Origin of the sequence: Virgifigura deserti (assembly GCA_003576685.1) — a bacterium.
Taxonomy (GTDB): domain Bacteria; phylum Pseudomonadota; class Alphaproteobacteria; order Dongiales; family Dongiaceae; genus Virgifigura; species Virgifigura deserti.
Genome location: QOZR01000002.1, coordinates 240,429 through 257,926, shown reverse-complemented (window position 1 = coordinate 257,926; position 17,498 = coordinate 240,429). Strand labels below are relative to the sequence as shown.

At 67.6% G+C, this 17,498-nt stretch carries 12 protein-coding genes; 3 read left to right on the top strand and 9 right to left on the bottom strand.

Annotation, left to right across the window (positions count from 1 at the left end; genetic code table 11):
* On the bottom strand, positions 1 to 1,194 hold the full coding sequence (locus tag DT069_RS04590) for an efflux RND transporter periplasmic adaptor subunit (protein WP_119459103.1): 1,194 nt from the start codon (positions 1,192 to 1,194) through the stop codon (positions 1 to 3).
* Positions 1,195 to 1,383: 189 nt separating this feature from the next.
* On the opposite strand from DT069_RS04590, the gene DT069_RS04585 reads away from it, so the two are divergent.
* Positions 1,384 to 3,675, top strand: coding sequence for an ATP-dependent helicase (locus DT069_RS04585; RefSeq protein ID WP_119459102.1), 2,292 nt, complete (start codon positions 1,384 to 1,386; stop codon positions 3,673 to 3,675).
* Positions 3,676 to 3,688: 13 nt separating this feature from the next.
* A complete protein-coding gene (locus DT069_RS04580) occupies positions 3,689 to 4,576 on the top strand; it encodes a 50S ribosomal protein L11 methyltransferase (RefSeq protein ID WP_119459101.1) in 888 nt (295 codons plus the stop codon).
* A gap of 19 nt (positions 4,577 to 4,595) precedes the next feature.
* On the opposite strand, the gene DT069_RS04575 is transcribed toward DT069_RS04580, so the two are convergent.
* A complete protein-coding gene (locus tag DT069_RS04575; RefSeq protein WP_119459100.1) occupies positions 4,596 to 5,138 on the bottom strand; it encodes an MOSC domain-containing protein in 543 nt (180 codons plus the stop codon).
* Between the two features lie 105 nt (positions 5,139 to 5,243).
* A complete protein-coding gene (locus tag DT069_RS04570) occupies positions 5,244 to 5,900 on the bottom strand; it encodes a YjiS-like domain-containing protein (protein ID WP_119459099.1) in 657 nt (218 codons plus the stop codon).
* A 246-nt stretch (positions 5,901 to 6,146) separates the two neighbouring features.
* On the opposite strand from DT069_RS04570, the gene DT069_RS04565 reads away from it, so the two are divergent.
* A complete protein-coding gene (locus tag DT069_RS04565; protein ID WP_119459098.1) occupies positions 6,147 to 8,249 on the top strand; it encodes an aminopeptidase P family protein in 2,103 nt (700 codons plus the stop codon).
* 60 nt (positions 8,250 to 8,309) lie between these two features.
* Here DT069_RS04565 and ligA read toward each other — a convergent pair whose 3' ends face one another.
* The 6 genes from ligA to ftsA all read right to left on the bottom strand — a co-directional run bounded on the left by ligA (position 8,310) and on the right by ftsA (position 17,436).
* Entirely contained in the window at positions 8,310 to 10,382 is a 2,073-nt protein-coding gene (ligA, locus tag DT069_RS04560) for an NAD-dependent DNA ligase LigA (RefSeq protein WP_162912996.1), read from the bottom strand.
* Between the two features lie 14 nt (positions 10,383 to 10,396).
* Positions 10,397 to 12,103: a DNA repair protein RecN gene (gene recN / locus DT069_RS04555; RefSeq protein ID WP_119459291.1), complete on the bottom strand. Its 1,707-nt coding sequence runs from the start codon at positions 12,101 to 12,103 to the stop codon at positions 10,397 to 10,399.
* A 39-nt stretch (positions 12,104 to 12,142) separates the two neighbouring features.
* A complete protein-coding gene (locus tag DT069_RS04550; RefSeq protein WP_119459097.1) occupies positions 12,143 to 12,961 on the bottom strand; it encodes an outer membrane protein assembly factor BamD in 819 nt (272 codons plus the stop codon).
* Between the two features lie 208 nt (positions 12,962 to 13,169).
* Positions 13,170 to 14,117 (bottom strand): UDP-3-O-acyl-N-acetylglucosamine deacetylase, encoded by a 948-nt coding sequence (gene lpxC / locus DT069_RS04545; RefSeq protein ID WP_119459096.1) that lies wholly within the window; start codon positions 14,115 to 14,117, stop codon positions 13,170 to 13,172.
* 199 nt (positions 14,118 to 14,316) lie between these two features.
* Complete coding sequence (gene ftsZ / locus DT069_RS04540; protein WP_119459095.1) at positions 14,317 to 16,095, bottom strand: cell division protein FtsZ; 1,779 nt, start codon at positions 16,093 to 16,095, stop codon at positions 14,317 to 14,319.
* Positions 16,096 to 16,194: 99 nt separating this feature from the next.
* Positions 16,195 to 17,436: a cell division protein FtsA gene (gene ftsA / locus DT069_RS04535; RefSeq protein WP_425449998.1), complete on the bottom strand. Its 1,242-nt coding sequence runs from the start codon at positions 17,434 to 17,436 to the stop codon at positions 16,195 to 16,197.
* Positions 17,437 to 17,498: the final 62 nt, after the last annotated feature.

The window sequence follows — 17,498 nt, the reverse complement described above, 5'->3', positions numbered from 1 at the left end:
TCACAAGCCGGTCGTCTGGCCGGCCGTCGGCTCATCCGCCGCGCGGGGCGCGACCGGCGCGCCCGGCTGCACCCGCTGGATGCCCTGAACGATCACGCGGTCACCGTCCTCGAGCCCCGACTGGACGACGACCCGGCCTCGATCCAGCGTCTCCCCAAGCTCGACCCGGCGGATCTCGACGCGGTCCTCCGGCGTGACCGCCATGACGAAATTGCCCTGCTGGTCGGCCAGAACGGCGCTTTGCCGCAGCGCGATCGCAAGCTCCGGTTCGGCCTCCTCGACGACGACCTGGACGAATTGGCCATCGCGCAGGATGTGCTTGGGATTCGGCACCACCGCGCGCACCTGCACCGTATCCGTGCCGCGATCGACGCTGGTGGCGACGAAGTCGATCCGTCCCGGATGCGGATAGAGCGTGCCATCGACCAGGTGCAGGCGGACGACGAAGTCACTGGGTTCGGGGCCGGTGGGACCGGCGTTTTGCCGAACCTCCGCCAGAACGCGCTGGCTGACCGAGAACAGCGCGTAGATCGGATCCTGGTTGACGATCTCGGTCAGCGCCGAGGATTCAGGACCGACGAGGTCGCCGACATCGAAGTTCGCGCGCCCGATCCGACCGGCAACGGGCGCGTTGATATTGGTGTAGCCGAGATCGATCTCGGCCTGCCGGAGCGCTGCCTGCGCCTGCAGTACCGCGGCCTCGGCGCTGCGTGCCGCCGCTTGACGCTCGTCCACGGTGGCTTCGGGAATGTTGCCGCGTCCCACCAGCTCCTGCGCACGGCGGAGCTGCGCGTTCGCGTTCTCCTGTTCGGCCTGCGCGGCGGCGAGGTCGGCGCGCCGCTGTTCGACCACGGCCTCATAGACTTGGCGTTCGATCCGGAAGAGAGATTGCCCCTGACGCACCGTTTCGCCGGCATCGAACAAGCGCTCTTCGATGACTCCGGAGATGCGGGCGCGGATCTCCACGTTCTGGATCGCCTCGAGGCGGCCGACGAAGGTTTCCGCGACCGCCACCGGTTCCGGCTGCACTTCGATGATGCCGACCGGCACCGGCTGTGACTGCGTCTGCGAAGGTTCTCCCCCTGAGTCGCCCCCGTCACAGGCTGCGAGAAGGAACGCGGCAAACGGCGCGATGATCGCCGCGCCCCGGCTCCGGGTCCGCCACCGGGCGCTTTGGAACCAACGCCTTGTCATCTGTGGACGACCCTGCCTCAACGAGGATTGTGCGACGAGATGCGGAGAAAACCTCTTCAGAAACGTTATGACCGGCCATGAAGTTCATTTCACCACGCGGATTCTACGGGTGCGATGCGCCACGGACAGGTGATGTCAGGCGCTCTTAGGGGTGGGATGATGCCGGCGGGGTGCTATATAACCGGGGCCATGACCTATCCTTCTTCTTCGGAACCGCAGAGCGGTCGACCGGTTGCCGCGTCGGCGCCCTATTACCTTGCCAGCCTGAACGAGGCGCAGCGCGCCGCCGTCGAGGCGGCCGACGGGCCGGTCCTGGTTCTTGCCGGCGCCGGCACCGGCAAGACGCGCGTGCTGACGACGCGGCTCGGCCATATCCTGATGACCGGGCGCGCGATGCCGGGACAGATCCTCGCCGTCACCTTCACCAACAAGGCGGCGCGCGAGATGAAGGACCGCATCGCCGCGCTCATCGGCCGCCCGGTCGAGGGCTGGTGGCTCGGTACCTTCCATGCGCTGGCGGCGCGCCTGCTGCGCAGTCATGCCGAGCTCGTCGGGCTGAAGCCGAATTTCACCATCCTCGATACCGACGACCAGATCCGGCTGGTGAAGCAGTTGTTGCAGGCTGCCGGCGTCGACGACAAGAAGTGGCCGGCGCGGGCGATCCTCGGCGTGATCGAACGCTGGAAGGACCGCGGCCTGACGCCCGATAAGGTCGGAGTAGGGGATCAGGGCGATCTCGCCGGCGGCCGGATGCTCGAGCTCTACCGCGCCTATCAGGAGCGGCTGCGCACGCTGAATGCCTGCGATTTCGGCGACCTGCTGCTGCACAACCTGACGCTGTTCACCACCCAGCCGGAGCTGCTGCAGGACTATCAGCGACGGTTCAAATACATCCTGGTGGACGAGTATCAGGACACCAACGTGGCGCAATATCTATGGTTGCGCCTGCTCGCGCAGGGCCACAAGAACATCTGCTGCGTCGGCGACGACGATCAGTCGATTTACGGCTGGCGCGGCGCCGAGGTCGGCAACATCCTGCGGTTCGAAACCGACTTCCCCGGCGCCCGCATCGTCCGGCTCGAGCGCAATTACCGCTCGACCCATCACATCCTGGGCGCGGCCTCCGGTCTGATCGCGAAGAACCAGGGACGACTCGGCAAGACGCTGTGGACCGACGACGCGGAGGGCGAGAAGGTCCGGGTGCGCGGCATCTGGGACGGCGAGGAGGAGGCCCGCTTCGTCGGCGACGAGATCGAGGCGTTGCAGCGCCAGGGCGCCTCCGCCGGCGATATGGCGGTGCTGGTGCGCGCCGGCTTCCAGACCCGCGAGTTCGAGGAGCGTTTCATCACGCTCGGCATTCCCTATCGGGTGATCGGCGGGCCGCGCTTCTATGAGCGGCTAGAGATCCGCGACGCGCTCGCCTATCTGCGCGTCCTGCATCAGCCCGACGACGATCTGGCCTTCGAGCGGATCGTCAACACGCCGCGGCGCGGCCTCGGCGATGCCACCATCCGCACGCTGCATGCTGTCGCCCGCGCCGGAGGCGTGGCCATGACTACGGCGGCGCTGCAACTCGTCGAGACGGACGAGCTGAAGCCGGCCGCCCGGCGCGCGCTTGCCGGCCTGCTCGGCGACTTCGAGCGCTGGCGTGGGCTCGCCGCCGACATGCCGCATACCGAACTGGCGCAGGTGATCCTTGACGAGTCCGGCTATACCGCGATGTGGCAGGCCGACAAATCGCCGGAGGCACCGGGCCGGCTGGAGAACCTGAAGGAGCTGATCTCCGCGATGGAGGAGTTCGAGAACCTCGCCGGTTTCCTCGAGCATATCAGTCTGGTGATGGAGAACACCGGCGGCGATTCCGCCGACATGGTCAGTGTGATGACCCTGCATGGCGCCAAGGGGCTGGAGTTCGACGTCGTGTTCCTGCCGGGCTGGGAGGAGGGGCTGTTTCCGCATCAGCGTGCCCTTGACGAGTCGGGGACGGCCGGGCTGGAGGAGGAGCGGCGGCTCGCCTATGTCGGCCTCACCCGCGCCCGGCAACGCGCCTATGTCTCCTTCGCCGCCAACCGCCGTATCCACAATCAGTGGCAGAGCGCGATCCCGTCGCGCTTCGTCGACGAGCTGCCGCGCGAGCATGTCGAGCAGATGGCGGAGGCCGGTCTCTATGGTGGCCCTGGTGCCCGCTGGGGGACGAATATCCCGCAATGGCAGGGTGGCCTGCAGAGTCCGGCAGCGCGGCGGTTCATGCAGAGCCGGAGCGAGGGGGCGCTGATCGAGGGCGAGGCGCGCCGGGTGGCGAGCCCGAGCGGAAGTGCGGGGCAGGGTGCCTATCGGGCCGGTGCCCGCGTTTTTCACCAGAAGTTCGGCTATGGCAGCGTCGCCCTCGCCGAGGGCGACAAGCTGGAGATCGAGTTCGACAAGGCCGGCCCGAAGAAGGTGATGGCGAGCTTCGTCGTTCCGGCCGATCAGGCCGGCTGAGCGGCGGCCCGCGATGACGTCGTCCGGCGGCTTGTGGTCGATCCGCGTTTCGGTCCCGTTGGGCGAGGCCGAACAGATAAGCGCCATAGAGGCGGCGCTGGAACCCTTCGCGGTCGCGCTGTCGAGCTTCGAAGTCGAGGGCGGGCTGGCCTGGGCCGTCGAGGCGCTGAGCGACGGCGAGCCCGATCGTCACGCGATCCGCGGCGCGCTGGCGGGAACCGGCATCGGCGACGCGGCGGTTGCCATGGCGGTCTTGCCCGAGCGGGACTGGGTGGTGGAGAGCCAAAGCCGGCTGCCGCCGTTACAGGCGGGCCGGTTCTTCGTTCATGGGTCGCATTTCTCCGGCGCCGCGCCGCACGGCAGTTCCGTGCTGCAGATCGATGCCGGGCTGGCCTTCGGCACCGGCCGCCACGAAACCACCAGCGGCTGCCTGCTGGTGCTCGACGATCTCGCCCGTCGGCGCCGATTCTCCCGGCCGCTCGATATGGGATGCGGCAGCGGAATTCTGGCGCTGGCGATGGCGCAGCTCTGGAACGTCCCGGTGCTGGCCTGCGACAACGACCGCCAAGCGGTCGCGGTGGCCCGCGAGAATGCGGCGCTCAACGGTCTGGATCGGCTGGTCCGCGTCGTGAAGAGCCAGGGCTATGCGGCATCGGCTATCCGCCGCGGCGGCCCCTTCGACCTGATTGTCGCGAATATCCTGGCACGGCCGCTCTGCCGGCTGGCGCGCGGGCTCGCGCGGCATCTGGCCGATGACGGCGTGGCGATCCTGTCGGGGTTGCTGGTGGGCCAGGAGGAGGAGATTCTCACCGCGCATCGCCGCCATGGCTTGGTGCTTGTCGACCGTAAACGGCTCGGCGACTGGTCGGTACTGGTGTTGGCGCCTGATTCCGGTGCTTGACCCTGGCGCCCGGATCGCCTCAGACCCGCTCGAGTGAGCGGTGCGGCTCCGGCGGCAGTTCGACGCGGATCGGGTCGCCGGGCCGGATCTCACCGCCGGCCAGGACGATGCCCATGACGCCGGCCTTGCGGACGAGCCTGCCCTGCTCGTCGCGGCCCAGCGTCGCCGCCATCAGCCCTGGTTGGATCTGATTGAGCTGGGCGCAGGGGTTGCGCAGGCCGGTCACCTCGACCACCGCCATGGCGCCCAGATGCAGCCGCGTGCCGTTCGGCAGCCCGAGTAGGTCGACGCCGCGGGTCGTGACGTTCTCGCCCATCTGCCCGGGCGACAGCGCGAAGCCGGCGGCCCGCAGTTCGTCATGCAGTTCGGCATGGATCAGATGTACCTGGCGCAGGTTGGGCTGGTTCGGGTCGCGCGCCACCCGCGAGCGATGCTTTACCGTCTTGCCCAGATGCGCATCGCCTTCGACGCCCAGACCGGCGAGGAGCCGGATATAGTCTTGGTTCGGCTTGGTCAAGCTGTGTGTTGCGCTGCGGCTCACCGCCGTCACGAACCCGGCCATCGCCTTGCATGTCCCCCTCTGATCGGTGCTGCCCGTCCCTTCAGGACGCAAAACGGCGGCTCCGCATCGGAAGCCGCCGTTATTACGGGCGCCAAGCCATTGCGCTTACGCGGCTTGCCGCGTCCCATTCCGGTTCGCCGGTTTGCGCAAAGATTGCTGCGCCAGCTCCTCGGCGACCTGATTGACGTCGCCGCGCACGAGGCCGATGTCGCTCAGCGTGCGATCGTCCAGCGCATTCAGGTCCTTCGCGGCGAACCGGCTGCGGTTCCACAGGCGCAGCGAGCGAACCAGATCGTGACCGTTCTGCGCGTCCTGGATCCGGTCGTCGCGGCCGGCCTCGATCATCGACAGGGCGTGAACCACGGCCGGGATCTCTCCCCGGGTGATCCCGATGTCCTTCAGCAGCCGGTCGTCGAGCGCCGAGAGCTCGCGGAAGGCGGCATGCCGCTGATAGGCCCGGACGATCGGCTGAACCACGCTCGTCTTGAAGAACGCGCCGATTGTTGCCGACGGCGATGATACCGGTGCGTGCGCCTCGGCGACGACGCGGTCCGCGACCTCGTTGATCTGCCAGCGCTCCAGCCCGATATCGGACAGCATCCGGTCGTCCAGCGCCATCAGTTGGCGGGCGACCGCGGCCCGGCGCACACGCTGCCGCATCAGAGCGGCAAAGTTCCTGCCCAGGGCGGCTAAGCCGCGCCGGCCGTCGGTCCGGGCGATCGCATCTCGCATCACCTTCTCATTTTCCATTGTCGCGTACATGTTTCACATCCATTGCGAAATGCCGGCGGCGGCATTGCCGACGGCGATGACGTAACCCAATATATGAGGTCCCAGGCCCGTCAGGCAGAGGGGATGCTGCATCGCAGCAATGCGAGGAATGCATGGATGCTTGTAACGATTAGTTCAGGAATACATCGGCCACCCCTCCTGCCAAATGGAAGGGAAGTTCGCAAAAGGCGGTTTATTTCGATAAAATAGCAGCGCATTGAAAGATTCGAGACATTTATGACAAAGAAAGACGCGCTCGTGCGACCGAAAATTTCCAAAGCCGATGAAACCTATTGCGGTGACGATGCGCTGGCTCGATTGCTGACCGATGCCGGTTCAGCCATGACAGTGGCGGAATTGCGGCAATTTTTAGCCGGCGTCGATGCGGCACCCCCGGCCGAGGATCCGGAAGCCTGGGTGCGGCTGGTCGTCGAGGCGCCAAGCGACGCCTTGCGAGCGCAACTTCGCGCATTCCGAAGACTTCTGGAAGCAGAACGGGACGGAGCGGAGAAAACTAGTGGGGCGGGGGAACGCATGGCTGCGCGTCTTGCTGCACTGCGGCAAGAGCTCGATCGGCGTGGCCTCGGCGGCTTCGTCGTGCCTCGCGCCGACGAGCACCAGGGCGAGTATGTGCCGCCGCGGGCCGAGCGGCTTGCTTGGCTGACCGGCTTCACCGGGTCCGCCGGCGTCGCGGTCGTCCTGCAGGGTCGGGCGGCGATCTTCGTCGATGGGCGCTATACCCTGCAGGTGGTCGATCAAGTGGATGTCGGGCTGTTCGAGCCGCGCCACCTGATCGAGCAGCCGGCGGAGACTTGGATCGCCGAGAACCTGCCGGCCGGTGGCAAGCTCGGCTACGATCCGTGGCTGCATACGGTCGATGGCACGGCCCGCCTGCGCCGGGCTGTGGAGCGGGCGGGGGGCGAACTCGTCGCCTGTGCCGAGAATCCGCTGGACGCCGTCTGGCCGGATCAGCCGCCGCCGCCGGTCGCGCCCGTGGTCCCGCACGAGATGCGGTTCGCCGGGCAAACCTCGGCCGAGAAGCGCGCGACCCTTGGCCAGAAGCTCAAGGCGGACGGGTTCGCGGCGGCCGTCCTCACCGCGCCCGATTCGATCGCTTGGCTTCTCAATATACGCGGCGGTGACGTGCCGCATACGCCCTTGCCGCTATCCTTTGCGATTCTCCATGCCGACGGCGCGGTCGAACTGTTCATCGACCGGCGCAAGCTGGTGCCGGGCCTCGATGCCCATCTCGGCAACGGCGTTGCCGTCAGCCCGCCGGACGGCTTCGCGCCGGCGCTGGATCGTCTGGGGCAGGCGCGCAGGCGCGTTGTGATCGACGGGGCGAGCGCTGCCGTCTGGATCTTTGACCGACTGTCGGCGGCGGGTGCACAGCCGATCTCCGGAGAAGACCCCTGCGCCCTGCCGAAGGCCTGCAAGAACGAGACGGAGATCGCGGGCGCGCGGGCCGCGCATCGACGCGACGGCGCGGCGGTGACCCGCTTCCTTGCCTGGCTCGCCCGGGAAGGACCGGCCGGAAAACTGACTGAGATCGCCGCGGCCGAACGCCTCGCCGCCTTCCGCCGCGAGAACGAGCTGTTCCGGGATTTCAGCTTCGATACCATTTCCGGCGCCGGTCCCAACGGCGCCATCGTTCATTATCGGGTGACCGAGCGGACCGACCGACGGCTCGAGCCGGGGCAGATCTATCTCGTCGATTCCGGCGCGCAATATCTCGACGGCACCACCGACATCACCCGCACCGTCGCCGTGGGCACCCTGCCGTCCGGCGCGGCGGGGGCGGAGATGCGCGACCGTTTCACTCGGGTGCTGAAGGGGCATATCGCGCTCGCCACCGCCCGCTTTCCGCGCGGCACCACCGGGAGCCAGCTCGACACCCCGGCGCGGCTCGCGCTCTGGCAGGCGGGGCTCGATTACGACCACGGCACCGGCCACGGCGTTGGCAGCTATCTCGGCGTCCATGAGGGGCCGCAGCGCATCTCAAAGGTGCCGAACCGGGTGCCGCTCGAGGTCGGGATGATCGTCTCGAACGAGCCGGGCTACTACAAGACCGGCGCCTACGGCATCCGCATCGAGAACCTGGTGACGGTGGTTCCGGCCGAGGGGGCGGAGGTTGACGCTGGCGAACGCCCGACGCTGGGCTTCGAGACCCTGACCTTGGCGCCGATCGACCGGACCCTGATAGAGCCGGCGCTGCTCTCGCCGGCCGAGGTCGCCTGGCTCGACGCTTACCACCGACGGGTGCGCGAGACACTGACGCCGCTGGTCGACGAGGCGACCGCGGCGTGGCTCGTGGAGGTGACGCGGCCGTTGGAGATGTAGGGGCGGGTTTCAAACCCGCCCCCCGACGGGCGGTTGCGGCAGGACCGATGCGCGGGAGCTTTACGCCTCGCCGATCATCTCCAGCCAGTCCGTCTCGCTGAGCACCGTGACGCCGAGCTCCGCCGCCTTCTTCGCCTTCGAGCCGGCATCGGCGCCGACGACGACATAGTCGGTGTTCTTCGAGACCGAGGCCGCGACCTTCGCCCCCAGCGCCTCGGCACGAGCCTTCGCCTCGCTCCGGGTCATCGTCTCCAGCGTGCCGGTGAAGACGAGTGTCTTGCCGCCAAGCGTCTCGCTGGCGCCGTCCGATCCGGCGAAATCCTCGATCGTCAGCTCCCGCCGAAGATCCTCGAGGACCTCGAGATTGTGCTGCTCGGCGAAGAAGGCAACGATATCGGTCGCCACGGAGGGGCCAATGCCCTCGATGTTGTCGAGATCGGCATAGGCCGCGCCGGTGGGATCTTCCGCCGCGATCATGGCGTCCCGCCAAGCGTCGAAGGAGCCGTAGCATTTCGCCAAGAGGCGCGCCGTGACTTGGCCAACCTGGCGGATGCCGAGCGCGTAGATGAACCGGTCGAGCGGTATCTCGCGGCGCCGCTCGATGGCGGCGAGCAGGTTGGCGACGGACTGCTTGCCCCAGCCCTCGCGCTCCTCGATCTCCGTCGTCTTGTCCTTGAGGCGGAAGACGTCGGCCGGCGTCTCGATCAGCTTGTCCCGAAGAAAGGCCGCGATATGCTTGCCCCCGAGCCCCTCGATGTCGAAGGCGTCGCGGCTGACGAAATGGCGCAGGCGCTCGAGTCGCTGCGCCGGGCAGATCAGCCCGCCGGTGCAGCGGCGCACGGCCTCGCCGGGCTCGCGGATGGCGAGGCTGCCGCAGGCGGGGCAGTGGTCGGGAAATTCATAGGGGCGGCTATCCGGCGGTCGCTTGTCCGGCACGATGTTGACGACCTGCGGGATCACGTCGCCGGCCCGCTGGATCACCACCCAATCGCCGATGCGGATATCTTTGCGGGCGATCTCGTCTTCGTTGTGCAGGGTCGCCCGCGATACGACGACGCCGCCGACGGTGATCGGCTCCAGCTCCGCCACCGGAGTCATCGCGCCGGTGCGTCCGACCTGGATCGTGATGTCGTTCAGCCGGGTCTCGGCCTGCTCGGCCGGGAACTTGTGAGCGAGCGCCCAGCGCGGCGCCCGGCCGACGAAACCGAGTCGCCGCTGCCAGTCCACCCGGTTCACCTTGTAGACGACGCCGTCGATATCATAGGGCAGGGTGGCGCGCTCGGCGGCCACGCGGTGATAGAGCGCCAAGGCGTCGTCGATCGTCGGGCAGAGTTGCGCCATCGGATTAACCGGAAAGCCCCAGCCCTTGAGCCGTTCGAGGAACTGCCAGTGGGTGTCCCACCCGTCGCCCTCGACCTCGCCCCAGGAGTAGGCGAAGAACCGCAGGGGGCGCGAGGCGGTGATCGCCGGATCGAGCTGGCGGGTGGAGCCGGCGGCGGCGTTGCGCGGGTTGGCGAAGAGCGGCTTACCCTCCGCCGCGCGCGCCGCGTTCATCTCCGCGAACTCGTCGCGTCGCATATAAACCTCGCCGCGCACCTCCAGCACCGCCGGCGGCGGTCCGTCCACGAGGCTCTGCGGAATGTCGGCCAAGGTCCGAAGGTTGGCGGTGATATCCTCGCCGGTGGTGCCGTCGCCGCGCGTCGCGCCGCGGACGAACCGGCCCTTCTCATAACGCAAGGAGGCGGACAGGCCGTCGATCTTCGGCTCGGCGACCACCTCGATCGGTGCGTCGGCCGGCAGGCCGAGAAACCGCCGGACGCGGGCGCAGAACTCGTGCACGCCGGCTTCGTCGAAGGCGTTGTCGAGGGACAGCATCGGCCGCGCATGCGTGACTTTCGTGAAGCCCGCGGCGACCGGGGCGCCGACGCGGAGGCTCGGGCTGTCCGGGCGTTGCAATCCGGGGAAGCGCATCTCGATCGCCGCATTGCGCCGCACCAGCGCATCGTAGTCGGCGTCGGAGACCTCGGGCGCATCGAGCTGATGATAAAGCTGGTCATGCCGGGCGATCTCGGCGGCCAGGCGCGCCAATTCCTCGGCCGCCTGCTCAGGCGTCAGCTCCTCGGGCGGAACGATCTTCGGCATCGTCGTCACGAGACGGCCTCCCGGCCGGCCATCAGGCGATCGGCGGCGGCGCGCGCCTCGTCCGTGATCGTCGCGCCGGACAGCATCCGGGCGATCTCCTCGCGGCGGTCGGCAGCCTCCAGCGCCTCGACTTGGGTCAGCACCGGCTGCCGGTCGGCCTTGTCCTTTTTTGGTGCCGTCTTGCCCGCGGTCTTCTGAACCCGCCAGTGGTGGGCGCCCAAGGCGGCCACCTGCGGCGAATGGGTGATGACCAGGACCTGCTGTTCGTCGGCGAGGCGGGCAAGCCGTTCGCCCACCGCCGCCGCGGTGGCACCGCCGACGCCGCTGTCGACCTCGTCGAAGACCAGCGTCGGCACCGGGTCGGCGGTGGCGAGGACGACCTTCAGCGCCAGCATGAAGCGCGCCAGCTCGCCGCCGGAGGCGATGCGGCCGAGCGGGCCCGGCGGCGTTCCGGGATTGGTCGACACCTCGAAGGCGACGCGGTCGAGCCCGGCCTCGCTCCATTGGCTCTCCTCGAGCCGTTCGACGGCGGTGCGGAAGGTCGCCTTCTCGAGCTTCAAGGGCGGCAGCTCGGTATTGATGGCGGCGTCCAGCCGGCGCGCCGCCTCGACCCGCCGCTTGTTCAGGGCGGTCGCCGCCTTGACATAGGCTTGGCGCGCCACCGTCTCCTCCTTCGCCAGGCGTTCGAGCAGGCCTCCCTGATCCTCAACCGATGCCAGGCGCGCGCTGAAGTCTTCGCGCAGCCGTATCAGGTCGTCGACAGGGGTGTCGTGCTTGCGCGACAGGTCGCGCAGCGCGAAGAGGCGATCCTCGACCTGCTCAAGCCGGCGCGGGTCGAGGTCCGGATCGGCGCTCAGCCGCTGCAACTCGGCCGTGGCATCGGCGATTTCCGCGGCCGCGCGGTCGAGCGCCGCGAGGATCGGCTCGATCTGGCTGCCTGCCTTGGCCGCGATGCGGTCCAGACGGCGCTGGGCGGAGGCGAGCGCCGCATCGGCGCCGCGATCCCCGGACAGCTCGGCCAGCGCCGCCTGCATCGCCTCGATGACCTGGCCGCGATGCATCAGCAGGCTGCGCGTCTCGCTCAAGGCCGCCTCTTCGTTCGGCTTCGGGTCAAGGGCATCCAGCTCGCCGAGGGCATGGCGCAGGAACGCCTCGTCGCGTTGCGCGCGCTGAAGATCGGCCTCCGCCTCGGCCCGCGCGTCTTGAAGCCGTCGCCAGGCGCGCCAGGCCTCGGCCGTCTCGCCCGCCGCGGCGCGCAGGCCGCCATAGGCATCGAGCAGGCCACGGTGTGTCGCCGCGTCCATCAGGCCGTGCTGCTCGAACTGCCCCTCGATCTCGACCAAGCCGTCGCCGACCTGTTTCAGAAGACCGACGCTGACCGGATGATCGTTGATGAAGGCGCGGCTGCGGCCGTCGCTCCCGACCTGCCGGCGAAGCAGGAGATTGCCCTCGACGTCCAGCGCCTGCTCCGCCAGGAGCGCCCGGACCGGATGCGCTTCAGGAACCGCGAACTCGGCGCTGACCGTGGCCTGATCGGTGCCGTGCCGGACGAGTGTGCTGTCGGACCTGGCGCCAAGCGCCAGCCCGAGGGCATCCAACAGGATGGATTTGCCGGCGCCTGTTTCGCCGGTGAGAACGGACAGGCCGCGCTGAAAGGTGAGGTCGAGGCGGTCGATGAGGACGACGTTCCGGATCGAAAGACCGAGCAGCATGGCCAAGGAATCAACCTGCGGGGGGATCAACCTGCGGGCTCAGAAAGCGCTGCTGATCCAGGATTCTTCCTTCTCCTCGGGGCGCAGGTCCGCGTCGGTCAGCAGGGCATAGCTGTCCTGGTACCACTCGCTGCCCGGGAAGTTGTAGCCGAGCACCGCGGCCGCCGCCTGCGCCTCGTCCGGTACGCCGAGCGCGAGATAGCACTCGGTCAGGCGGTGCAGCGCCTCGGGGACGTGGGTGGTGGTCTGGTACAGCTCGAGAACCCGACGATACCGGTTGATCGCCGCCAGATGATAGCCGCGGTTCTGATAATAGCGGCCGATCTCCATCTCCTTCCCGGCCAGATGGTCCCGGGCAAGGTCGATCTTCAGGGTGGCATCGCGGGCATAATCGGTGTTGGGGAATCGGCGGATGACCTCGCCGAACGCATCGAACGCCAACTTCGTCGTCCGCTGATCGCGTTCGACATCGGTGATCTGCTCGTAATAGGAGAGGGCCTTCAGATAATAGGCGTAGGCGACGTCCTCGTGACCGGGGTGCAGCTCGATGAACCGGTCGAGCGCGATTATCGCGTCGTCATACTTGTTTCTCTGGTAGTAGGAATAGGCGGCCATCAGCTGCGCCTGGGTCGCCCAGCTCGAATAGGGATGCTGGCGCTCGACCTCGTCGAACAGCTGCGCCGCGCGATCATAGTTCTCATCCAGCATCGCGTCGTAGGCGTCGTTATAGAGCGCCTCCGGCGGCCGCTCGACATATTCATCCTCGTCGGTGCTGCCGCAGGCCGTGAGCAGCAGCGCCGACAGGAAGGCGACGGCCAGACGAAGGGACGAAGCTCGGGTTCGGGGCGAATGGATCATCGGTTGACAGCCTTCACCTGCGGGCATCCGGTACGCCGGGAGGAAAGCCGATCTCGGCCCGGGTCCGGCCCCCGGTCCGGCCATTGTCTAACGCCTCTGTCGAGGTGAGACAATAGCCCGTGGGAGCCGATTGGGTCGATGGAGAAGCTTGCGGCGGCTTGGCGCAGGAGATAACCGGCCTCCGCGCTACATCATGAAGGTGTCGGTGCTAGCCTGCCGCGGCAATGCGCTCCGCCGGCGCCTGGGCCGATTCCTGACCTGGCGTGGAGAAGCACCACGCGCTGGAATCGGCGAAGAGCGCCCACAGGAGTTGGTGATTGAGTTTGTGACCGGAGCATCGGCCATGGAAATGCCCGATCAGCGGCGCGCCGGCGAGATACAGGTCGCCGACCGAATCCAGAACCTTATGGCGGACGAACTCGTCGCGATAGCGCAGGCCACCTTCGTTCAGGACGCTGTCTCCGTCGATCACCACAGCGTTGTCCAGTGAAGCCCCCTGCGCCAAGCCTGCGGCGCGCAACGATTCAACCTCGACCAGGAAGCCGTATGTGCGGGCCCGGCTGATCTCCGACTTGAAGGTGCCGTTCGCCAGTTGGACGACGCATTCCTGATGGGCGATCGCGGGGTTGTCGTATTCGATCTCGAAGCGAACCGAAAAGTCGGGGCCCGGAACAAGGGCAGCCGACCGGCTCCGATCACCGACCCTGACGGGCTTCAGCACCCGGATCGCGGCGCGCGGGGCATCCTGTTCGACGATGCCGGCGCATTCCGCCAGAAAGACGAAGGGTGACGCGCTTCCATCCATGATCGGAAGCTCGGCGCCGTCGATCTCGACCAGCAGGTTGTCGATGCCGCATCCGGCGAGGGCCGCCATGAGATGCTCGACGGTCGCAATCGTGACGCCGTCGGCATTGCCCAGCGCCGTGCACATCGTGCTCTCGACGATATTCCGCCAGGAGGCCTCGATCGTCGCACTGCCGCCAGCGACATCGGTACGGCGGAAGACGATTCCGGTATTCACCGCCGCCGGCCGCATGGTCATCGAGACTCTGTTGCCCGAATGCAGGCTTACCCCCGAGCACTGGATGGCGTTTTTCAACGTCCTCTGGCGCGGGCCGCTTGACTCGTAATCGCTTGATTCCACGTGACTCGCCATACCTTCAAATCACCGCAACGCCTTAGATCACGCGCTTAACGACGGGCCGGAAGGCGCAAGCCGTTGAAAACGTGTTGGAGCGGATTTCGTTCCAAAGGACGAAAAATGCTCCAGAAGTAGTTAATAAACTACCTCTGGAGCATTCAATTCACGCTTTGTAACAGTTTATTTCAGCCGGCGTAAACCCCGGCTGCGCTTATTAATTGGCTTGACGCCGGAGAAAGGCCGGAATGTCCAGCAGGTCTTCGTCGGCCTGTCCAGAGGACAGCCTTTCCTTCGGATCGAGCCCGGCCAACCGCGGCTGAGCCGCCGACTGCGGAGCGGTCGCGCCGGACGAGGCGGAGCCGCTTCCCGCGGATCCGGATCGGGGCGATGGCTCCTGCCCGGCAACGCGATTGATCATCGCCGCGGGAGACGCCTCGCGCAGGTCCGAACCGGCCTGCCGGGCCCAAGCGGCGGCGCTGCCGGTCACGCGGGCGAAGAGGTTCGGCATGCGCCGGCGCTCGCCCCCCGCGCCTTGATTGGCTTGGCCCTGGTTGGCTTGGCCCTGATTGGCCTGCGTTCCGGCGTCTGCCGCGTACCCACCCTGCGAGCGGCCGGCGGGCGCCTGAGCGATCCGGGCCGGCGCCTCGACCGGGGGGGGTGCGATGAAGGGCTGATCGCCGTTCGGCTGCGCCGCGGCGACGGGCTTTCCGTCGGTCCGTGCAATGACGGACTCCGCCGCGTAGGTCGAGCGCTCCGAGCGGAGCTGCGAGGTTGCCGTCGCCGAATTGACACCCGCGCCCGAGGCCGGCTCGACATGGCCCATCGGCATGCCGTTGACAGCCATCGGCTGCTGCTCCTCATAGAGCATCTCCTGCGTTTCGGCCGCCGACGCCTGCGCCACCCCCGACTGCTCGGCGGCGCGCGTGGCCTCGGCACCGCGGAGTGCCGCCGAGTCCTGGGCGCCCACGACCCGGCCGCCATTCGCGACGAGGCTCAGCGAAACCGGCCGCGGCATGGCGTTCGCCTCGGCGTCGATGCCGGTCGCGACCACAGAGATGCGGATCTTGCCCTCGAGGCTCTGGTCGAAGGTCGAGCCGAAGATGATGTTGGCCTCCGGATCGACCTCGTCGCGGATGCGGTTCGCGGCCTCGTCGACCTCGAACAGCGTCATGTCGAGGCCGCCGGTGATGTTGATCAGAACGCCGCGGGCGCCCTTCATCGACACGTCGTCGAGGAGCGGATTGGAGATCGCCGCCTCGGCCGCAGCGACCGCGCGGTTCTCGCCCTCCGCCTCGCCGGTGCCCATCATCGCCTTGCCCATCTCGGTCATCACCGCGCGGATGTCGGCGAAGTCGAGGTTGATCAGGCCCGGCATGACCATCAGGTCGGTGACGCCGCGAACGCCGGAATGCAGCACTTCGTCGGCCATGTTGAAGGCGGCCGCGAAGGTCGTCTTCTCGTTCGCGATCCGGAACAGGTTCTGGTTCGGGATGATGATCAGCGTATCGACGAACTGCTGCAGCTCGTTGATGCCGCCATCGGCCAAGCGCATGCGGTGCAGGCCCTCGAAGTGGAACGGCTTGGTGACGACGCCGACGGTGAGGATCCCGTGCTCGCGGGCGGCGCGGGCGATCACCGGAGCGGCCCCGGTGCCGGTACCGCCGCCCATTCCGGCGGTGATGAACACCATGTTGCTGCCCTGCACCTGCTCGATGATCTCATCGAGGGCCTCCTCGGCGGCGCCCCGGCCGATATCGGGACGGGAGCCGGCGCCCAACCCTTGCGTGATGTTCACGCCAAGCTGGATCCGGCGCTCGCAGATCGATTGGGCCAGCGCCTGGGAGTCGGTGTTGCAGACGACGAATTCGACCCCTTCTAGGTTGGATCGGATCATGTTGTTGACGGCGTTGCCGCCGGCGCCGCCGACGCCGACCACCGTGATCCGCGGCTTGATTTCCAAAGGGGTGACGGGCATGGACAGATTCAAAGTCATGGCAGCCTCCGTTCCTCGCAAAGCAGATTTGGTTCACCGGCCTTCGCCGGCACGATGGGATCCCCGGCCCGCGTGGCCGCCGGGGTGGGGGAGTAGGGCTCAGAAATATTCACGGAACCAATGACCGATCCGGCCGATCAGGCCGTTCGATCCCTCTTCAAGGGGGCGGGTGGGTCGCGGCGCGTCGACCTCCGTCTCCAGCGCGTAAGTGAGCAGGCCGGCGCAGGTCGCGAAGGCCGGGCCTCCGGTCGCCTCCGCCAGGCCGCCGATGCGGATCGGTCGGCCCATGCGCACCTGTTTGTCGAGCACCAGGGCCGCCAGCTCGCGCACCCCGGCCAACTGACTGGCGCCGCCGGTCAGGACGACGCGGCGGCCGGCAATCCTCTCGAAACCGCCCGCCTCGAGCCGCGATCGGACTAGCTCGAAGGTCTCCTCTAGCCGTGGCTGGATGATGCCGACCAGGATCGATTTCGGGATGGCGTTGGCCTGGCCGACATCGTCCTCGCCGACCTGGGGCACGTTGATCACGTCCCGCTCGTCCGCCGGCGAGGGAATGCAGTTGCCGTAAAGGGTCTTCATCCGCTCGGCGTGGCTGAGCGGCGTCGACAGGCCGCGCGCGATGTCGTTCGTGACATGGCCACCGCCAATCGGCACGCTGTCGGTATAGACCACGTTGCCGTCGAAGAAGACCGCAAGATTCGTGGTGCCGCCGCCCATGTCGATGACGGTCACGCCGAGGTCCATCTCGTCTTCGACCAGCGAGGCGAGCCCGGCGGCATAGGGAGAGATGACGAGGGCGCGAATGTCGAGATGGCACCGGGCGACGCAGGTGGTGATGTTCCGCACCGCGCCGGCCGCCGCGGTGATCACGTGCATGTCGACGCCGAGGCGCTCGCCATACATTCCGCGCGGGTCACGGATCCCGCGGCTGCCGTCGATGATATAGCCGACCGGGATCGAGTGGATCAGCCGGCGATCGACCGATCCTTCATATAGCTTGCCTTGATCGAGCACCCGCCGCAGGTCGCCGTCATTGACTTCGTGCCCAGCGATCGTGACCTCGACGCCGATGGTCTGCGAAGCCGGATAGCCGCCGGAGATGTTGACGATCACCTCATGGATGGTCTCGCCCGACATCTGCTCGGCCGCATGGACGGCCGTGAGAATGGCCGTCTCCGCCGCCTCCATGTCGATGATCGAGCCGTTGCGTACGCCGCGCGACAGCTGATGGCCGATGCCGGTGACGTGCGGCCGCCCTTCCTCGTCGGCGCGCGCGATGAAGCAGCACACCTTGCTCGTGCCGATGTCGAGGCCGGCCACCAGTCCGTTGCGCGGTGCCATTCTTGCCTTCTTCATCGCCAACAGGCCGATCCTCTGCGCCGTTCGATCATCTTCATTGTTGC

Coding starts and splice junctions, on each gene's coding strand:
- DT069_RS04590 (WP_119459103.1), bottom strand. CDS start 1,194: ATGACAAGGCGTTGGTTCCAAAGCGCCCGGTGGCGGACCCGGAGCCGG.
- DT069_RS04585 (WP_119459102.1), top strand. CDS start 1,384: ATGACCTATCCTTCTTCTTCGGAACCGCAGAGCGGTCGACCGGTTGCC.
- DT069_RS04580 (WP_119459101.1), top strand. CDS start 3,689: ATGACGTCGTCCGGCGGCTTGTGGTCGATCCGCGTTTCGGTCCCGTTG.
- DT069_RS04575 (WP_119459100.1), bottom strand. CDS start 5,138: ATGGCCGGGTTCGTGACGGCGGTGAGCCGCAGCGCAACACACAGCTTG.
- DT069_RS04570 (WP_119459099.1), bottom strand. CDS start 5,900: ATGTACGCGACAATGGAAAATGAGAAGGTGATGCGAGATGCGATCGCC.
- DT069_RS04565 (WP_119459098.1), top strand. CDS start 6,147: ATGACAAAGAAAGACGCGCTCGTGCGACCGAAAATTTCCAAAGCCGAT.
- recN (WP_119459291.1), bottom strand. CDS start 12,103: ATGCTGCTCGGTCTTTCGATCCGGAACGTCGTCCTCATCGACCGCCTC.
- DT069_RS04550 (WP_119459097.1), bottom strand. CDS start 12,961: ATGATCCATTCGCCCCGAACCCGAGCTTCGTCCCTTCGTCTGGCCGTC.
- lpxC (WP_119459096.1), bottom strand. CDS start 14,117: ATGGCGAGTCACGTGGAATCAAGCGATTACGAGTCAAGCGGCCCGCGC.
- ftsZ (WP_119459095.1), bottom strand. CDS start 16,095: ATGACTTTGAATCTGTCCATGCCCGTCACCCCTTTGGAAATCAAGCCG.
- ftsA (WP_425449998.1), bottom strand. CDS start 17,436: ATGGCACCGCGCAACGGACTGGTGGCCGGCCTCGACATCGGCACGAGC.